At 46.0% G+C, this 18,214-nt stretch carries 21 protein-coding genes and 1 tRNA gene; 4 read left to right on the top strand and 18 right to left on the bottom strand.

The window, feature by feature from the left end:
- Window positions 1-107: 107 nt before the first annotated feature.
- From tig to ACHA8N_RS12255, 13 genes are all read right to left on the bottom strand, one after another.
- Complete coding sequence (gene tig / locus ACHA8N_RS12315) at window positions 108-1,400, bottom strand: trigger factor (protein ID WP_393965907.1); 1,293 nt, start codon at window positions 1,398-1,400, stop codon at window positions 108-110.
- A 109-nt stretch (window positions 1,401-1,509) separates the two neighbouring features.
- A complete protein-coding gene (locus tag ACHA8N_RS12310) occupies window positions 1,510-2,526 on the bottom strand; it encodes a hypothetical protein (protein WP_393965954.1) in 1,017 nt (338 codons plus the stop codon).
- 25 nt (window positions 2,527-2,551) lie between these two features.
- Entirely contained in the window at window positions 2,552-3,076 is a 525-nt protein-coding gene (locus ACHA8N_RS12305) for a hypothetical protein (RefSeq protein WP_393965906.1), read from the bottom strand.
- Window positions 3,077-3,178: 102 nt separating this feature from the next.
- A tRNA-Arg gene (locus ACHA8N_RS12300) sits at window positions 3,179-3,252 on the bottom strand.
- A 67-nt stretch (window positions 3,253-3,319) separates the two neighbouring features.
- On the bottom strand, window positions 3,320-3,826 hold the full coding sequence (locus ACHA8N_RS12295) for a metallophosphoesterase family protein (protein WP_393965905.1): 507 nt from the start codon (window positions 3,824-3,826) through the stop codon (window positions 3,320-3,322).
- Window positions 3,827-3,832: 6 nt separating this feature from the next.
- The gene (locus ACHA8N_RS12290; RefSeq protein WP_393965904.1) at window positions 3,833-4,429 is read right to left on the bottom strand and encodes an XTP/dITP diphosphatase; all 597 of its coding nucleotides are present in this window, start codon (window positions 4,427-4,429) and stop codon (window positions 3,833-3,835) included.
- Entirely contained in the window at window positions 4,426-5,178 is a 753-nt protein-coding gene (rph, locus tag ACHA8N_RS12285; RefSeq protein WP_147510660.1) for a ribonuclease PH, read from the bottom strand. Before rph ends, ACHA8N_RS12290 begins: the two co-directional genes overlap by 4 nt.
- Window positions 5,169-5,984 (bottom strand): glutamate racemase, encoded by an 816-nt coding sequence (gene racE, locus ACHA8N_RS12280; protein ID WP_393965903.1) that lies wholly within the window; start codon window positions 5,982-5,984, stop codon window positions 5,169-5,171. Before racE ends, rph begins: the two co-directional genes overlap by 10 nt.
- Window positions 5,985-6,071: 87 nt before the next feature.
- Window positions 6,072-6,335: a phosphocarrier protein HPr gene (locus tag ACHA8N_RS12275; RefSeq protein ID WP_012371023.1), complete on the bottom strand. Its 264-nt coding sequence runs from the start codon at window positions 6,333-6,335 to the stop codon at window positions 6,072-6,074.
- A 65-nt stretch (window positions 6,336-6,400) separates the two neighbouring features.
- Entirely contained in the window at window positions 6,401-6,856 is a 456-nt protein-coding gene (locus ACHA8N_RS12270) for an acyl-CoA thioesterase (RefSeq protein ID WP_393965902.1), read from the bottom strand.
- A gap of 71 nt (window positions 6,857-6,927) precedes the next feature.
- On the bottom strand, window positions 6,928-7,734 hold the full coding sequence (sdhB, locus tag ACHA8N_RS12265; protein ID WP_147510657.1) for a succinate dehydrogenase iron-sulfur subunit: 807 nt from the start codon (window positions 7,732-7,734) through the stop codon (window positions 6,928-6,930).
- Complete coding sequence (gene sdhA / locus ACHA8N_RS12260) at window positions 7,734-9,497, bottom strand: succinate dehydrogenase flavoprotein subunit (RefSeq protein WP_147510656.1); 1,764 nt, start codon at window positions 9,495-9,497, stop codon at window positions 7,734-7,736. Before sdhA ends, sdhB begins: the two co-directional genes overlap by 1 nt.
- A gap of 19 nt (window positions 9,498-9,516) precedes the next feature.
- Entirely contained in the window at window positions 9,517-10,134 is a 618-nt protein-coding gene (locus tag ACHA8N_RS12255) for a succinate dehydrogenase cytochrome b558 subunit (RefSeq protein WP_393965901.1), read from the bottom strand.
- A 224-nt stretch (window positions 10,135-10,358) separates the two neighbouring features.
- Here ACHA8N_RS12255 and ACHA8N_RS12250 point away from each other — a divergent pair, with 224 nt between their 5' ends.
- On the top strand, window positions 10,359-10,769 hold the full coding sequence (locus ACHA8N_RS12250; protein WP_147510655.1) for a YslB family protein: 411 nt from the start codon (window positions 10,359-10,361) through the stop codon (window positions 10,767-10,769).
- A 109-nt stretch (window positions 10,770-10,878) separates the two neighbouring features.
- Complete coding sequence (locus tag ACHA8N_RS12245) at window positions 10,879-11,493, top strand: PH domain-containing protein (protein ID WP_026832382.1); 615 nt, start codon at window positions 10,879-10,881, stop codon at window positions 11,491-11,493.
- A 142-nt stretch (window positions 11,494-11,635) separates the two neighbouring features.
- Here the strand turns inward: ACHA8N_RS12245 and uvrC are convergent, their stop codons facing one another.
- Entirely contained in the window at window positions 11,636-13,420 is a 1,785-nt protein-coding gene (uvrC, locus tag ACHA8N_RS12240; protein ID WP_147510654.1) for an excinuclease ABC subunit UvrC, read from the bottom strand.
- 82 nt (window positions 13,421-13,502) lie between these two features.
- Between uvrC and ACHA8N_RS12235 the strand changes: the two genes are divergently transcribed.
- Both ACHA8N_RS12235 and ACHA8N_RS12230 read left to right on the top strand, forming a co-directional pair.
- Window positions 13,503-14,825: a dihydrolipoyl dehydrogenase family protein gene (locus ACHA8N_RS12235; RefSeq protein ID WP_147510653.1), complete on the top strand. Its 1,323-nt coding sequence runs from the start codon at window positions 13,503-13,505 to the stop codon at window positions 14,823-14,825.
- Window positions 14,826-14,847: 22 nt separating this feature from the next.
- A complete protein-coding gene (locus ACHA8N_RS12230; protein WP_147510652.1) occupies window positions 14,848-15,225 on the top strand; it encodes a VOC family protein in 378 nt (125 codons plus the stop codon).
- A 68-nt stretch (window positions 15,226-15,293) separates the two neighbouring features.
- On the opposite strand, the gene trxA is transcribed toward ACHA8N_RS12230, so the two are convergent.
- The 4 genes from trxA to ACHA8N_RS12210 form a co-directional block, all read right to left on the bottom strand.
- Window positions 15,294-15,656, bottom strand: coding sequence for a thioredoxin (trxA, locus tag ACHA8N_RS12225; RefSeq protein ID WP_147510651.1), 363 nt, complete (start codon window positions 15,654-15,656; stop codon window positions 15,294-15,296).
- Between the two features lie 115 nt (window positions 15,657-15,771).
- Entirely contained in the window at window positions 15,772-16,734 is a 963-nt protein-coding gene (locus ACHA8N_RS12220) for an electron transfer flavoprotein subunit alpha/FixB family protein (RefSeq protein ID WP_393965900.1), read from the bottom strand.
- A gap of 15 nt (window positions 16,735-16,749) precedes the next feature.
- On the bottom strand, window positions 16,750-17,523 hold the full coding sequence (locus tag ACHA8N_RS12215; protein WP_393965899.1) for an electron transfer flavoprotein subunit beta/FixA family protein: 774 nt from the start codon (window positions 17,521-17,523) through the stop codon (window positions 16,750-16,752).
- An 81-nt stretch (window positions 17,524-17,604) separates the two neighbouring features.
- Window positions 17,605-18,183, bottom strand: coding sequence for a fatty acid metabolism transcriptional regulator FadR (locus ACHA8N_RS12210; RefSeq protein ID WP_147510648.1), 579 nt, complete (start codon window positions 18,181-18,183; stop codon window positions 17,605-17,607).
- Window positions 18,184-18,214 lie beyond the last annotated feature (31 nt).

Here is an 18,214-nt window from a genome sequence, read left to right as displayed (position 1 = left end):
TGATTTAAAAATCATAATTTAGTTTGTCCTTGTTTGACCTATCGTACAAAAAAATCGACTTCAAGACCAGAAATTGGCCTTGAAGTCGACTTGTTCGGTTGGTTTGCTTATTTTGCTTTTGCGTTGTCAACGAGAACGTCGATTGCTTTACGGAACTGAAGATCACCTTTAAGTGTATCAAGTCCGCCTTGTGGAGCAAGCATCGTTTCGAGTTGGTCAGCAGGAATGTTGTAGAGTTCAGACATCGATTGAAGTTCAGCTTGCGCTTCTTCTTCTGTTACTTCGATTTTTTCGTCTGCAACGATTTGTTTAAGAACAAGACGCGCTTTAACACGCTCTTCTGCTTGTTCTTTCATTTCAGTGCGCATTGCCTCTTCAGTCGTTCCAGTTAACTGGAAGTACATGTTAAGGTCAATTCCTTGTGACTGAATACGTTGTGTGAATTCTTGGACCATACGCTCCACTTCGTTTTCAACCATAACTTCTGGAAGATCCACTGTCGCGTTTTTCGTCGCTGCTTCAACCAACTCATCACGCATAGAAGAATCAGCTTCTTGTTTACGTGTGTTTTCAAGACGTGTACGGATTTTTGTTTTCAACTCGTCAAGAGAAGAAACTTCTTCGTCCATTTCTTTAGCAAACTCATCCGTCAATTCAGGAAGTTCCTGAGCTTTGACTTCGTGGATTGTTACTTTGAATACGACTGGTTTTCCAGCGAGTGATGCTTCATGGTACTCTTCTGGGAATGTTACGTCGATGTCTTTTTGTTCGCCTGATTTAAGACCAACCATCTGCTCTTCAAATCCTGGGATGAAGTTTCCAGAACCGATGACGAGTGAATAGTTTTCTGCAGTACCACCGTCGAATTGGTTTTCACCATCGAAACCTGCGAAGTCGAATACGACTGTATCGCCATTTTCGATCGCGCCGTCTTCTTTAACGACGAGCTCTGCACCGCGTTCTTGCATTGTTTTGAGTTCAGCATCGACATCTTCGTCTGTAACGTCTGTTTCGACTGCTGTATACTCAAGACCTTTGTACTCACCGAGTGTTGCGTCCGGCTCAATCACGAATGTGATTTTGAACTCAACTGGTTTTCCTTTTTCGAGTGTTTCGACGTCGATGTTATCAAGCGCGATTGGCTCGATTCCTGATTCGACGACAGCACCTTCGATTGTGTCTTGATACAAGATATCAAGTGCATCTTGATAAAGTGCTTCTTCGCCGTACATTTTGTTAAACATTGCGCGTGGCATTTTTCCTTTACGGAAACCTGGTGTGTTCAATGTCTTAACGACTTTTTTGAACGCTTGGTCTACCGCTTTATCAAATGCTTCAGCAGGCGCTTCATACGTGAGAACGCCGAGGCTACCTGATTGTTTTTCCCATTTTGCAGTCATGCTGAGTCCCTCCAAAAATGTCAATTAGCGTACATGTGTGTACAACAAGTCACATTATAGCACAATCTTTCTGAGGATTACCACTGTTGAACGAGGCAATCGCCTTCAATTACTGAAGGAGTGCTTGTTCGTACAGTTTTCCTTCCGGCAGCACCAAATGGACAGCACGATAAATCTTTTGCGCCTGTTCACTTAAAGATTCCGGCGGTACGACAGATGAAAAGTCGAAATCCGCCAATTCTTCGACGGCATGCAGCCACTCATCGGCCGATTCATCCTGTTCCACCGTCTCCTCCAAGTAAACGATTTGATACCACGTCATGATCAAAAGCGCCTTAAACGGATCCATTCGCTTCAAGTCGAACGCGCTGTCGGCAAATCGGTGTAGTTGTGTTGCCTGCTTTGCCAGATACAACTCAAGCTGTTCCGGACGATGAAATAAAACATGAACATCCAGCGACTGGATCGACACATCGATTGGAAAGACGTGCGCCGAATCCGTCAGTTGAGGAAGTAATCGGTGAATGACAAGAGCACTTGGATTCCTCACATCCCGGCCCGTCAAGTAATCGTTGACGATGTAGTGCATTAATATAGGATGTACCCGCAAGTCCGTTTGTGCCAAGAATCGAAATTGTTCGTTCAGCGTTCCGGTGCGGTAAAGTTCGATCCACTCCTGCTCCGTAAGTGTTGCTGCAGGTTTTTCTTCCCATTGTAAATATGACGCATCATCCGTGTGCTGGGCATTACGCGTTGTACGTGAGCGTGATACGGTCACTTCTTCTAACTTTAAAGCTAACCCGTATGGCAAATAAGGGGATGCTGTTCGCAGAGCAAGATCAAATGCATACCGTTCTCCCTTTTCATACATAAAAATCGCCAATACCTGCTCGACGCCATCCAATCCAAGAAAAGGGTCAACGATGCTTGAATAGACTTCGATTCCGTCTTCCCTTGCTAAAAAAGCACCTTGGATCGTATAGAGAAGATATAAGATATCATCTTCCGACGTCATGGTTTGAAGCTGGTTTAGGAGAACATTTAATTCTGCCTGACTCAATGCGGCAAGACGTTTTTGTTCATCCATTAACGGTTGTTCCATCCAACGTGACTGTCCCACGATCATTCCACCTTTTTCCTGTCTGACGTTCTTATTTCGTGAACGGATCAAGCAAAGACGTCCAGTTTGTAATCGCTTCTTGCAACTGGCCTGCCTGCTCGATGCCCATCTTGTTCAGTGTATCTAACGAGACATCGGCTTCTAGTAAACGCGTAATGTCTTCGGATTGATTGACGTATTGTTCGAGTTTTTCACTGAGATTCTTCAATTCTGCCGGCGGACTCTCTAAACTCGCCAGACGCTCATCAATTTGATTTAATTCTTCATTCAACTGCTGAACGGTTCCATCAGTTTGAAGTTTTTCGATTTGCTGATCGAGTGCTTGCTCCGGATTCGCTGAATCACGTGCTTCCGTGGCCGCTTGATCCAGTTTTGCCGATAATTCAGATGTCACTTTTGAAGTATCTTGGGCGATGTCCTGCAGCTGACCTGCATAATCGACACTATTTTTCACATCCGTCACTTGCTGTTTCGCATTATCCACAGTATCCGTAACCTCGCTACATCCCGCTAAAGCAACGGTCAGCAACAGGATTCCACTCATTCGTTTCATCATCTTCATCATCCCTTTCAAGTTCATGATACCTTAAGTATACCTGAATAAAAGGATAAAAAAAAGAGACCTTCCTCATAAGGAAAGTCTCTATTTTAATTATAGTGTCCCAAGAGGGATTCGAACCCCCGACCGACGCCTTAGAAGGGCGTTGCTCTATCCAGCTGAGCTATTGAGACGTGTCAACACGAATAAACTATACTAAAACAATTCTTTCGTGTCAATCACATTAGTAAAAACTATTTTTTAAAGTGTTCCGTCAAGATGTAAGGCATTGATCGTCTCACCGGTCAAATCATAAAAATCGACTGTGAACTGTCCGTCCTCTAACGTTAAGACGGCATACGTCTTTTCCGGACGGTGACGGGGCATCCGGATTGATCCCGGATTGATGAATAATTTCCCGTCACGCTGTTCTGCCTTCGCGACATGGGAATGACCGTATAAAACGATTGCGGCATTTTTTTGATCGGCATGATGAATCAACTGATCGAGACTGTATTTAACATCTTGTCGGTGACCGTGCACACATAAAATCCGAAATGTTCCAAACTCTTCCATCACTTCGTCCGAAAAATCATTTCCGTAGTCACAGTTCCCTTTGACAACACGATAGGGATATAATGATTCCGCACTTCCTGTCAATTGAGAGTCGCCGCAGTGAAAAGCGATATCGACATCCTGATGGCGATTAAAAATCGTCAGCAACTCTTGATCAAGTCCATGGCTATCACTTACGATTAATGCTTTCATCTCTGATCACTCTCCTAAAAAAGTAGTCAATGCCAATTCAAGTTTTCGTAATGCCTGTCCCCGATGACTGATGGACGCTTTTTCACTTTTCGTTAACTCAGCTGCCGTCTGATTCAAGGACGGGATGATAAACAACGGATCGTAACCAAAGCCGTTTGTTCCCTGCCGTTCAAAACCGATTGCCCCTTCCATCGTTCCGCGTACGGTTAACGTTTCACCGGACGGTTTCGCAAGAGACAAGGCGCAGACAAAACGGGCAGTCCGTTTTTCTGTGGGTACGCCGGCCAGTTTTTCCAGCAACAATGCGTTATTCGCTTCGTCTGATTTTTCCTCACCTGCAAATCGGGCGGAGTAGACACCCGGTGCTCCGTCCAAAGCATCTACTTCAAGACCGGAGTCATCCGACAGCACGGCATGACCAAAATAAGCTGCCGCCTCTCTTGATTTCAATTCGGCATTTTCTTCAAATGTCGAACCGGTCTCATCCGTCTCCGGAGCCGTTTCGTAGTCGAGTAAGGATTCGACATCATATCCGAGTCGTCCAAGCATCTCCTTGAATTCGTTTACTTTACCAGGATTTCTAGTCGCGACGATAATTTTCATCGGTGCTCCACCTCTTCTCCGACATACCACCATGAAGCGCCAAGTGCCTGCTCGGCCTCATGAAGGAGTTCTTCAATACCCTTTTCCCCAAGTTCGAGCATATCGAGCATTTCAAGACGAGAAAACGTCGCTTCTTCACCCGTTGCCTGAAGTTCAACAATTTTACCGGACGATGTCATGACAAGATTCAAATCGACGTCTGCCGCAGCATCTTCTTCATAACAAAGATCAAGCAACAAATCCGTCCCGACTTTACCGACCGAAACTGCCGCGATGCCTTCCTTGATTGGTGTATCCGTTAACTTCCCGCTTTGAATCAGTCCGTCGACTGCTAAGACGAGTGCTAAAAAACCACCCGTGATTGCAGCCGTTCGTGTCCCGCCATCCGCCTGCAACACGTCGCAGTCAATCCAGACCGTCCGTTCGCCCAACTTTTCCAAGTTGACGACCGATCGTAATGCCCGACTGATCAGACGCTGAATCTCCATCGTCCGTCCGGTTTGTTTTCCGCGGACCGCTTCCCGACCTGTCCGTTGCGCCGTTGCGCGTGGCAGCATCGCGTACTCCGCATTAATCCATCCTTGACGTTTCCCGCGTAAAAACGGCGGAACTTTTTCTTCAACCGTCGCCGTACAAAGGACACGGGTATCGCCAATTGAGATCAGGACGGACCCTTCCGCATGTTTATTAACTTCCGTTTCAAAGCGGATCGTCCGCATCTCAGACGGTTTTCTTTGATCTAGACGCATTTTTCTTCCTCCGTTCCTAACACTAACCTTTTCGCCTGAACAGATTGATTTAACCAGTCACTGGCGATCCGTTCAAAAGATCGCGTATCACCAGTCGCATGGTAGACATGCTCCGGGACATTATCAAGATCTGCTGTAATTCCGTTGTAATCGAGCAAGGCACTGACTTCGAGTGCCGTCTCATCTCCGGAAGAAATCAGTTGGACATCGGGTCCAATGACTCGTCCAATCACTTCCGCAAGCAACGGATAATGAGTACATCCTAAAATTAAGGTATCCATATCATAGTCCAGCAATGGCTTCAGCGTGTTGACAACGACACGCTCGACGTATGAACCACTCGTCTGTGATGATTCGACAAGCGGAACGAACGGCGGACAGGCAAGGGATTCAACGACGACCTGCCCTTCGACGTGACGCAAAGCTTTTTCATACGAATTACTTTCAATCGTCATTTTCGTACCGATGACACCGATTCGTTTCGACCGTGTGACTTTAACTGCAGCACGAGCTCCCGGATCGATGACACCGATGATTGGGATCGATAATTTTTGACGCGCTTCCTTTAAGACGACTGCCGTTGCCGTATTACAGGCGATGACAATCAATTTCACATCCTGCGCGACCAAATAATCAATCATTTCCCAAGTGAATTGACGAATTTCTTCTTCCGGTCGTGGCCCGTACGGACAACGTAACGTATCCCCGACATATATGATTTGTTCATGGGGCAGCTGACGCATCAATTCGCGTGCGACGGTTAATCCACCTACCCCAGAATCCAATACTCCAATTGATCTGTTCACGATTACCCCTCACTTTCCTCTCATCTCATATGGTAACAAAAAAGGACGACGGTGCAAGACCGGCGTCCAAGAATGTACGATAAAGGATTACTGAGCAAGACCTTCGCTTGTCAGCATATCTGAAAGAGTCGTGATTGCTTCAGAAGCATCGTCACCGTTTGCAACGATTTTGATGTCTGAATCTTTTGCGATTCCGAGTGAAAGAACACCCATGATCGACTTGAGGTTAACAGTCTTTCCGTTGTATTCCAAGTTGATGTCTGATTGGAATTTAGAAGCTGTGTTGACGAGTTGTGTTGCCGGACGAGCATGAATGCCTGAATCCGCGATGACTTTGAATGTTTTTTCCATGATTAAGAAATCTCCCTCCACTAATAACGTACTAGTGAGTCGTTTTCGAATATGTGAACTCATTATCAAATGATAACGGATTCGAATCGATTCTGCAAGGAATTTTTATACGCTTCATTCCAAGCAAACGCATTCCCGGAACGATCAATTTGGACCATCGAGGTCCGACCGGTGAACATCAATTCCTCGTTTTCACTAAATGCCGCATAGTGAACATCACAGGAAGCTGTTCCCACTTGAACCGGGTACGCATAGACCGCAAGACGGGCTCGTGGATAGACTTGTCGGATGTAATTGCATTGGGCATCCGCGACGACGACAATCCCGTCATCGGCAAGTGAATACCCTGTCTCTTCGAGCATCAATGTCCGGACATCCTCGAAATAGACGAACGGGACACGATTGTTCATATGTCCGTACGCATCGGTTTCCGCAAATCGAACGGCGACATCGAGTCGTGTGCCGTGTTTCATCTGTTCCAACCATTGATCGAGATCATTAATATAACTAGGTACACGCACGAAATTTCCTCCTCTGAAAATATAAAAAGAAGGAGCAAGGCCCCTTCTTTAATTTTACGATTTCCTATTGATTAACTACTGACTGCTTCTCCCGTACGTCCTTCGTCACTGCCGAAGAACTTCTTGAATGAGTGGAGTGTCGTTTGACGGTTCATTGCTGCGATCGATGTCGTCAATGGAATCCCTTTCGGACACACTTCGACACAGTTTTGCGCGTTCCCGCACTGCATGATTCCACCGTCTTCCATCAATGCTTCAAGACGATCTTCTTTGTGGAACGCACCTGTTGGATGCGAGTTAAAGAGACGGACTTGTGAAATGGATGCCGGTCCGATGAAGTTCGACCGGTCATTGACGTTTGGACATGCTTCGAGACAAACACCACATGTCATACATTTCGATAGTTCGTATGCCCATTGGCGTTTGTTTTCCGGCATACGGGGTCCTGGACCTAAGTCATACGTTCCGTCAATCGGTACCCAAGCTTTGACTTTTTTCAAAGCATCAAACATCCGTTGACGGTCGACTTGAAGGTCACGGACGATTGGGAACGTCTGCATCGGTTGAAGACGAATCGGTTGCTCCAGCTTATCAACAAGCGCCGTACAGGATTGACGGGGCGTTCCGTTGATGACCATTGAACACGCGCCGCAAACTTCTTCGAGACATCCCATGTCCCAGTTGATTGGCGTCGTTTTTTCTCCGGCCGCGTTGACCGGATTCCGGCGAATCTCCATTAAAGCTGAAATGACGTTCATATTGGGACGGTAAGGTACTTCAAACGCTTCATCATATGCTTTCCCGTCCGGTCCGTCCTGACGTTGGACGATGAATTGAACTGGTTTCTGGTTCGTTTTCTGTTCGAGTGGTGTCGCCATTATGCTTTCACCTCTTTCTTCGACTTCTTGCTGTAGTCGCGTTTACGCGGTGGAATCAGTGATGTATCGACTTCTTCATAATAAATTTCCGGATGACCGTCCGTATAGCGGGCCATCGTTGTTTTCAAGAAACGCTCGTCATCACGCTCCGGGAAGTCCGGTTTATAATGAGCCCCACGACTCTCGTCCCGTTTTAAGGCTCCGAGCGTAATGGCTTCCGCGAGATCCAGCATATGATCGAGTTGACGAATAAATGATGCGCCTTGGTTGCTCCAACGTGCTGTATCCGTCGCTGAAATCCGCGTGAATCGATCACGCAGTTCATGGATTTTCTCAAGCGTTTGCTCGAGTTTGTCATTGTAACGAACGACCGTGACGTTATCCGTCATGACTTCCCCGAGTTCACGGTGGATTTGGTACGCATTTTCCGTACCTTCCATTGCAAGAATATCGTTGAAACGGTTAATTTCTGCAATCTTATGCGCTTCCACGACCTCTTCCGGCATTTCATGGACAGATTGATCGAGATCGTTCATATAAGCAATTGCGGCTGGTCCCGCAACCATTCCGCCATATACGGCGGACAATAACGAGTTGGCTCCGAGACGGTTTCCACCGTGCATCGAGTAATCACATTCGCCGGAAGCGAACAATCCTGGAATGTTCGTCATCTGATCGTAGTCGACCCATAATCCACCCATTGAGTAATGAACTGCCGGGAAGATTTTCATCGGAACTTTCCGCGGATCATCCCCGACGAATTTTTCATAGATTTCAAGAATCCCGCCGAGTTTGACGTCGAGTTCTTTTGCGTCCTTATGCGACAGATCGAGATAAACCATGTTTTCCCCGTTGACGCCGAGCTTCTGATTAACACAAACATCAAAAATTTCGCGCGTCGCGATATCACGCGGTACAAGATTTCCGTATGCCGGGTACTTTTCTTCAAGGAAATACCATGGTTTTCCGTCTTTATATGTCCAGACACGACCACCTTCACCACGCGCTGATTCGCTCATGAGACGAAGTTTGTCGTCCCCTGGAATCGCTGTCGGGTGGATTTGGATGAACTCCCCGTTCGCATAGACAGCACCTTGACGGTAAACCGCTGCTGCCGCCTGTCCTGTATTGATGACCGAGTTCGTCGATTTTCCGAAGATGACACCCGGTCCACCTGTTGCTAAAATTACTGAGTCAGCTGCGAACGCTTCGATTTCCATCGAACGCAGATTCTGACATACCGCACCACGACAAATACCTTCTTCATCAATGATTGCACGAAGGAATTCCCATCCTTCATACTTTTCTACCAAACCTTGCGCTTCAAACTTACGGACTTGTTCGTCAAGAGCGTACAACAATTGTTGCCCTGTCGTAGCACCGGCATATGCTGTCCGGTGGTGTAACGTTCCGCCGAAACGGCGGAAATCGAGTAACCCTTCCGGTGTCCGGTTGAACATGACGCCCATCCGGTCAAACATGTGGATGATTTTTGGTGCTGCTTCCGTCATCTTTTGGACCGGTGGTTGGTTGGCTAAGAAATCGCCCCCGTATACCGTATCGTCCAAATGTTGGTAAGGTGAATCACCTTCCCCTTTCGTGTTGACGGCCCCGTTAATCCCACCCTGTGCACAAACGGAGTGTGAACGTTTAACCGGCACGAGTGAAAACAGTTTAACCGGTACGCCTTGCTCTGCTGCTTTTATCGTAGCCATCAAACCGGCGAGTCCTCCACCGATGATGACAAGATTTTTATTCGCCATGTTGTTAGTTCCCCTTTCCTTACAACACGCCTGCAAACGTTAAGATCGAGCGTACGCCTACAAACGATAATCCGATGAATACGAGGGCTGCCACATACGACATCGCTTTTTGGGAAGCGGGTGATTGTGTGATTCCCCATGTGATACAGAACGTCCAAAGTCCGTTCGCCAGGTGGAACGTCGTTGCCAAAATCCCGACGATGTAAAACGCCAGCATGAATCCGTTATCGACGATATTTTGCATCATACTCGCGTCGACTGCCGTTCCCATTGCTGCCGCAATCCGAGTTTCCCAAACGTGCCATGTAATGAACACAACAAGGAAAATACCCGAGAAGCGTTGTAACACATACATCCAGTTCCGGAAGTATGTATAGCGACCTGTGTTCGCGGAACCTGTAAACGCGATGTAAACACCGTAGACACCGTGTAGGATGATTGGAATGAAGATGACAAACACTTCCAAGAACAACCGATACGGAACGCTCCCCACGACTTCCGCAGCCTTATTAAAGTCTTCCTCCCCACGTACGATGAAATAGTTCGTCGTAAAATGAGAAAGTAAGAATAACCCGATTGGAATGACGCCGAGCAGTGAGTGTATTTTACGCCCCACGAAATCACGATGATTCGCCATCCAAATCCCCCCTTTTGTTTGCCAATCAAACGTTGGCGCATTTTGGTAGAAAAGCGCTTTCATAAGGAAATTCGTCTTTTCATTCCTTATTCTACTCCTGTGCATTTTATAAGACAACCCGAGGTGTTGCATTTATCTGCAAATAACTGCAAATTTTTTTAGGAAAACAATGACCCGTCGGAATTACCCCGCTATAATAGTTTCAGAGATAGGAGTGATTGTTGATGGATTCAGTACCAAACACCTTCGGAATCGAATTAATCCGCGACTATGTGTTGACAGATTTATTAGGAACAGATTACCGCCACGTCATTTATTGGGCGGGAAAGCGATTGGCACGTGACTTCCCTGTCTTAAGCATCGAAGAAGTAACACCATTTTTTCAAGAAGCCGGATGGGGACATCTCGAACTGCAAAAACAAAAAGGAACATCGGCCACATTTTTGTTAACGCCGCCGGAATCGATCCGAACGGAACGTCCGACAGGTTACTTTCAACTCGAAGCCGGATTTTTAGCCGAGCAATTTTCCAAAATGAACGGTTGTGTGGCGGAAGGTTATGCCGAACTCGTTAAATCGCAAGTACACATTATGATCGAAATGGATCCAAAAGATCCGATTGATCCGTCTCTTTAAATCCGATACAGGAGATTACAATCGGACAGCGAATTTCTTGAGACATGAAACCTTTTTGTGTTGACTGTCGTATTCATAACCAACCGTATCCATCAAAGGAGGAATTTTTATGTTCAAGAAACTCGCAGCCGATTTAACAGGATTCAGTGATATTGGGCAAGTGATTCACCCGGACGACTTTGACAAAGCCGCCGCTGATGATTATGTATTACATGAAGACGGTGAAAAAATTTATTTTCTGATCAAATCGAAAACCGATGAATACTGCTTTACGAACTTAGCGCTTGTGCATCTTGACGGCGAGAGTGCCGTCAGTTCAAAACGTGTTCTTTATCGTTATCCATATGCCCACTATCCGATTCGTCACGTCATGTTCGAGACGGCCGGTACGGTTGATCTCGATGTCGAGATCAAATTTGAAATCGGCGGAAAACATTATTCAATTGACGTTGATAAAAAGCAGTTGGAACACGTAAAGGATTTGTATAAAGCCCTTCTTGCGATTGCCGAAAAACAATATGAAGGACAAAAAATGCTGGAGTTTGCGAACAACTCACTTAATCATTCAGTCACGATTCTTGGTGGTCTCCGCCAAGGAGATATGAATGTACCGCAAACATTTAAAGACTTGTCGCAAGAGTCCTTCGACTGGTTGCAGGGACATTACTACAAATGGAACCAAAAAGACTTCGGTTCGTTCTACGAAAAATACATCAACAACTAAAGATATTTAATCAGGCGCGCTGAACACTCAGTGCGCCTGATTCTTTTTAAACTGAATCCTTAGGCCAAAAAAATGCGAACCCGCTGTTTGTCTGAGAGCGGGTTCGCATTTTTTATCCAACTGATTCAATTAAACCAAAACTCTACTCTTCATTCGTCTGACTGAGATATTCCGCAACAGTCTCTGCCAATTTAATGGGTAAGCCCGCTTCCGTCAGCTGTTCAATGTTGGCTTTCTTTAAGCTCCGCATCGATCCGAAATGACGGATCAACTGTTGACGGCGTTTTGGTCCCACACCGGGAATATCATCAAGCAGTGATCGCGTCATCCCTTTTGAACGCAGTGAACGGTGGAAGGTGATCGCAAAGCGGTGGACCTCGTCTTGCATGCGCTGTAATAGATAAAAGGCACTGGATCGTGGATGCAGTTCAACCAATTGACCGCCCTCCCCAAACAACAGTTGACTCGTCCGGTGCTTGTCATCTTTCTTAAGTGAACCGACCGGCAGGGATAAACCCAATTCATCTTGAATGACTTCAAGAGCCGCATTGAGTTGACCGAGTCCCCCATCAATCAAGACGAGGTCCGGCAATCGCGCTCCTTCTAATAAGAGACGCCGGTAACGTCGTCTGACGATTTCACGCATCGATTCATAATCGTCCGGTCCTTTGACCGTCTTAATCTTGAATTTCCGGTACTCTTTTTTGAGCGGCTTCCCGTCTTCAAAGACGACGAGAGCCGATACGGCATCAGCGCCTTGAATATTGGCATTATCGATGATTTCAATACGTGACAGCGGATGAACATCGATGGCATCAGCCAGTTCTTGCACCGCTTGAACAGTTTTTTTCTCGTCCCGGGCAATCAATTCAAACCGCTCGCCAATCGCATTTTCCGCATTTTTCGTCGCCAAATCAAGCAACTTACGTTTTGAACCTCGGACCGGAACATGGACCCGAAGCTCAAGTGCTTCTTTGAGCAGCATCTGATTGACGAGCGGCGGGACGTAAATCTCGCTCGGCTTAATGTTTTTCTCATAGAACTGAACGATAAAACTTTCGAGTTCTTCTGCCGGTGTTCCGTAAATCGGAAACAGGGATACATCCCGTTCAATCATTTTTCCGCCACGCAGGAAAAAGACTTGAACACACATCCATCCTTTGTCGACATAAATTCCGAATACATCCCGGGATGTTAAATCTGCCGTAATCATATTCTGCTTATTCATGATGGATTCAATGGCCCGAATTTGATCACGCAGTTCACCTGCCCGTTCGAATTCCATTGCTTCTGCTGCACCGCTCATCTTCTCTTGAAGGGATTGGACAAGGTCTTTTGTTTCACCGGACAGAAAACGACGGATTTCCGAGACGAGGTCCTTTTGCTCATTCTCTAGATTCGGAATCTCACAAGGACCGAGACACTGACCGATGTGGTAATACAAACACAGTTTTTTAGGCATCGGCTGACACTTTCGAAGCGGGTACAATCGATCGAGCAAGCGTTTTGTTTCATTTGCGGCATACGCATTTGGGTACGGACCAAAATAATGTCCGCCGTCTTTTTTTAATTTACGCGTCGTAATCAGACGCGGATATGTTTCATTCGTAATTTTGAGATAAGGATACGACTTGTCATCCTTCAACATGATATTGTATTTCGGATCGTGTTTTTTAATTAACGTCATCTCAAGAAGTAAAGCTTCCAGCTCACTTCCGGTGATGATGTACTCAAAATCACGAATATCGGAGACGAGACGCTCGGTCTTTAAATCATGCGCACCGGTAAAGTAAGACCGGACACGATTCTTTAAATTTTTGGCTTTTCCGACATAAATGACTTCGTCAAACTGATTTTTATGCAAATAACAGCCCGGTTCATCAGGTAAAAGGGATAATTTCGCCTTAATATGTTCTTGATGACTCACAAAAATGTCTCCTCCCACCGTTTTTAGTTTTACGTAATAGGGTAAATATCTTACATTGATTATGACACATGGGGGATAAAAAATGCGTACATACGATTGCATTGTTATTGGAACTGGTGCAGCAGGAAATCAAGCAGCTTATAAGTTCGTTGAAAAAGGGCTCCGCGTAGCCATCATTGAAAACTTCACACCAGGTGGTACATGTTCACAACGCGGATGTGATGCTAAAAAGATTTTATTGACAGGTAGCGAAACGAAAGATGCGGTGGAACGTTTGCTCGGTTATGGCTTAAAAGGACTTGTCTCCATTGACTGGCGTCAATTGATGGAACGGAAAAACGAATATACCCGTGCTATCCCGGAACAAACACGACAGCGATATGATGATTTAGGAATCGACTACTATCATGGCGAGCCTCGTTTCATCTCTGACAAAAAGCTTATCGTCGATGACGAAGAACTGGAAGCAGATACATTTTTGATTGCAACAGGTCTTCGTCCCCGGGAATTATCGATTCCCGGAAGTGAACGTTTCCTCAACAGTAATGAATTTTTAGAACTGCGCGATGTGCCGCGTCGTCTTGTCTGTATCGGAGGTGGATATATTTCCTTTGAATTTGCTCACTTGGCACGTATTGCAGGTGCTGAAGTTACGATTTTGTTGCGTTCAGGCGCCTTGAAACAGTTTGAACAAGATTTGGTCATGGTGCTTCTTGAAGCGACGAAAGCCTTGGGTATTCAAATTCTTCATGAAACAGAGGCCGTCTCTTATTCGGAGAAGACATTGACACTCTCGGATGGAACACGACTTGAAGCTGATGTCGTCCTAAATGCGACAGGTCGTATTGCAAGCATTGAACACCTTGATCTCGATAAAGCAGGTGTCACGTTTGAAGAAAAAGGTATCCACGTCAACGACTATCTGCAATCTTCCGCCCCCAATATTTATGCGGCAGGTGACGTCGCAGTCAGCGGAAACCCTGCCTTGACTCCTTTTGCGGGAACGGAGGGACGTCTCGCCGCCTGTAACATGCTTGAAAATAACACACGTACACTCGAATTACTTCCTGTTCCGAGTATCGTCTTCACTGCCCCGAATCTTGCACAGGTTGGTCAGACGGAGGCACGTCTAAAGCAGAACAACATCCGCTACCGCGGAAAATTGATTGATACATCCAGTTGGCAAACAAATGTCCGGATTAAAGATCCGTTTGCCCGGGCAAAAGTATTAATTGGTGATGACGATCAGATTCTCGGTGCCCACTTCATCGGTGTGCATGCCGCCGAACTGGCTAACTATTTTTCATTTGCCATGCAGCACCGGATTCCAAGCTCCGCTCTTCAAAAAACGAGTTTTGCTTATCCGACACCTGCATCTGACATTGCCTCATTACTTGAAGACTAAAAAATGAAAGCGAGGAGTTGACATGGTTAATTATGGCTATACGATTCTTTACATTACGGACCCCGTAAAAACACGTCTGTTCTACCACGGTCTGCTTGGTCTTTCGATTAAGGCTGAGCACGGAAGTTATACGGAATTCGAAACCGGTTCGACAATTCTTGCTTTCAATACAAAAGAAGACGTTCGTTCGATGATTCCCTATGAGATACCGGACAAAACCGGGCAACAATCGATTGAACTTGGTTTCGTGACTGATGATGTCGCGTCCTTGTATGAGAAGATTCGAGCTGCCGGACATGAAACGGTCTTACCACCAACCCAAAAGCCCTGGGGACAAACTGTCGCCTACGTGCTTGATCCCGATGGTCATTTGATTGAAATCTGTTCCCCGCTTTCTTAAAACGACTAGACAAAAAGATGGCATTCCGCGAATTGACGGAATGCCATCTTTATATATCGATTTTAGAATTAGTTAGATGTCTCAACGAATTCTTTTAAAGCGTCTTTAGGCATGAAGCCCATTGTTTTATTAACCGGTTGACCGTCTTTGAACAAGACAAGTGTAGGAATACTTTGGACTTGGAATGCTCCAGCGACTTCCGGGTTAGCGTCAACGTCGACTTTTACGATTTTTACGTTTTCCATATCCGCATCGAGTTCTTCGAGAACAGGAGCAAGCATGCGACAAGGTCCGCACCATGTTGCCCAGAAATCAACGAGAACGAGACCTTCTTGTGTATCTTCTTTAAACGATTGGCTAGTTGCGTGTACGATTGCCATTGAAAAAAACCTCCTATTTTTAGATCGATTTGATTTGTCTATCAAACCCATCTTTTTACTGACTTGAGTATAGCACAGCCCTACCTTACAACAAACGAAACTGCTCAGACAAGTCATAGCATAAAAAAGAAGCAAAGAAGTTACTCTTCGCTTCTTTTCCTGCCGCTTAATGGACAAGCATTTTTTTGAATTCTGCGGTTAACAATGGAACCACATCAAATAGGTCACCGACGATTCCGTAATCTGCTACGGAGAAGATATTCGCTTCCGGATCTTTGTTGATGGCGACGATGACTTTCGCATTGGACATTCCCGCTAAATGTTGAATCGCACCGGAAATACCGCAAGCGATGTACAAGTCAGGTGTCACGACCTTACCTGTCTGACCGATTTGTAGGGCGTAATCGCAATAGTCTGCGTCACAGGCGCCACGCGATGCGCCAACTGCGCCACCGAGTAGATCTGCCAGCTCTTGTAACGGTGCGAAACCATCCGAGCTTTTCACGCCCCGCCCACCGGCAACGATCACTTTCGCTTCCGACAAATCGACACCACCTGTTGCTTTTCGGACAACTTCTGAGACAATTGTTCGTAAATCCTTTAGCTCTACCGTGACAGACTCAACGGTTCCTTCTGAAACTCCTTCAGCCAGCGGCTCAATGTTGTTCGGACGGACTGTAAAGAGCGTTTTCCCTTCCGATACCTTCACTTTTTCAAAAGCTTTCCCTGAATAAATTGGTCGGATGAAGGAAGCGTCAGATCCAGTTCCTTCGATTGAGGTGACATCACTGATCAATCCTGCTTGCAGTTTCGCTGCAATTTTCGGAGACAGATCTTTACCGAGCGACGTATGACCAAACACGATGACGTCCGGCGCAACACGTTCCATCAGTTGCATGAAGACTTGTCCGTATCCGTCCGGTGTATAATGCTGTAATCGTTCGTCTTCAACGACCAGTACCTGATGTGCTCCTCGTGTCGCCAGTTGAGCTGCATCTGCTGCTACGTTTTGTCCAATTAAGGCAACCACGACTTCATCTGCCACTAGATTTGCTGCTGCAATTGCTTCAAATGAAACATTTCGTAAATTCCCGTCCCGTGATTCTGCAAGTACAAGTGCTTTTGACATATCGTTTCTTCCCCCTTAAACAACTTTTGCTTCGTTACGTAGTAATGAAGCGAGTTCTTGAACTTGTGTCGACAAATCACCTTCTAGAATTTTACCGGCTGCTTTATTTGGCGGTAAAAAGCGTTCGATTGTCTCAAGACGTGGTGCAAGTTCGTCCTCATCTAATTCAAGATCAGATAATTCGAGTTCCTCGAGTGGTTTCTTTTTCGCTTTCATGATGCCCGGAAGACTTGGATAACGGGGTTCGTTTAATCCTTGTTGTGCTGTAACGAGCAACGGTAACGATGTTTTAATGACTTCAGTATCCCCTTCTGAGTCACGTGTAACAACAGCTTCCGTTCCATTTAACTCCAGTTTCGTAATCGTCGTGACATATGGAATATCCAGTAGTTCTGCGACGCGTGGAGCGACTTGTCCGCTTCCTCCATCAACCGCGACATTCCCGGCAATAATCAGATCAACAGTCTGTTCCTTGAGATAACCGGCCAAAACTTCTGAAACCGAATAATGATCGGCTTCTTCAATATCCTCTTCAATCGAAATCCGTACTGCTTGATCGGCTCCCATCGCGAGCGCAGTCCGAAGTTCTTTATCGGAATCTTCCGGTCCGACTGTTACGACCGTCACCGTTCCGGATTGTGCATCCCGCACACGGATTGCTTCTTCGACTGCGTATTCGTCATAGGGATTAATGATAAATTCCGCACCATCCTCTTCGATTTGACCATTTTCGAGTTGGATTGCTTCTTCCGTATCAAATGTTCGTTTTAACAAGACGTAGATTTCCATTCTTCGTTCCCCCTCGTATCAACTTCTATAGACCACCATCATTTTTGTATCCGCTTACAAAAAGTTTTTCATGAAAAGGGCTTAACTCAGCCCTTTAATCAACATGCGATGAATACCGTGACGCGTCTCGAGCAACTCGTATTTAAATCCGCTCGCCATCCAACTCGTCACGACTTCGTCAATCGTTCCGAATACCATCTGTCGTGCTAAACGATAATCCAGCTCGTTCGAGAACTCCCCCGATTCCATCCCTTTTCGAATCACACGATCAATCAGGTGAAGATACGGTTTTAAAACCGTTGCGATGTTATGTCGCATTTCTTGATTAGATTGGCGTAATTCAATTTGGGTGACGACCGCTAAATCGTAATCAACCGACAATTGTTCGAGATGCGCTTCAATGAGCGCTGCCAGTTGTTGCGTCGCTGATTGATGATGCGCGATTTGCGCTTCCGAATATTCGATGAAGCTGCCCATCTTCGCTTGGAACAAAGAAATCAACAGGTGTTCCTTGTTCTTGAAGTAAAGATAAATCGTACCATCCGCTACGCCGGCTTCTTTCGCAATAGCCGTTACTTTGGCACCGTGGTAGCCGTTTTTCGCAATCACCTTCACTGCCGCATCAATGATGCGATCACTCTTAGACATCGTTCTTTTCATAAGACTATCTCCTAACACATAAAATGAATGA

The organism is Exiguobacterium sp. S22-S28 (assembly GCF_043359615.1).
Lineage (GTDB): Bacteria > Bacillota > Bacilli > Exiguobacteriales > Exiguobacteriaceae > Exiguobacterium_A.
The sequence above is the reverse complement of the archived record's forward strand: the minus strand, read 5'-3'. Positions and strand labels throughout refer to the sequence as shown.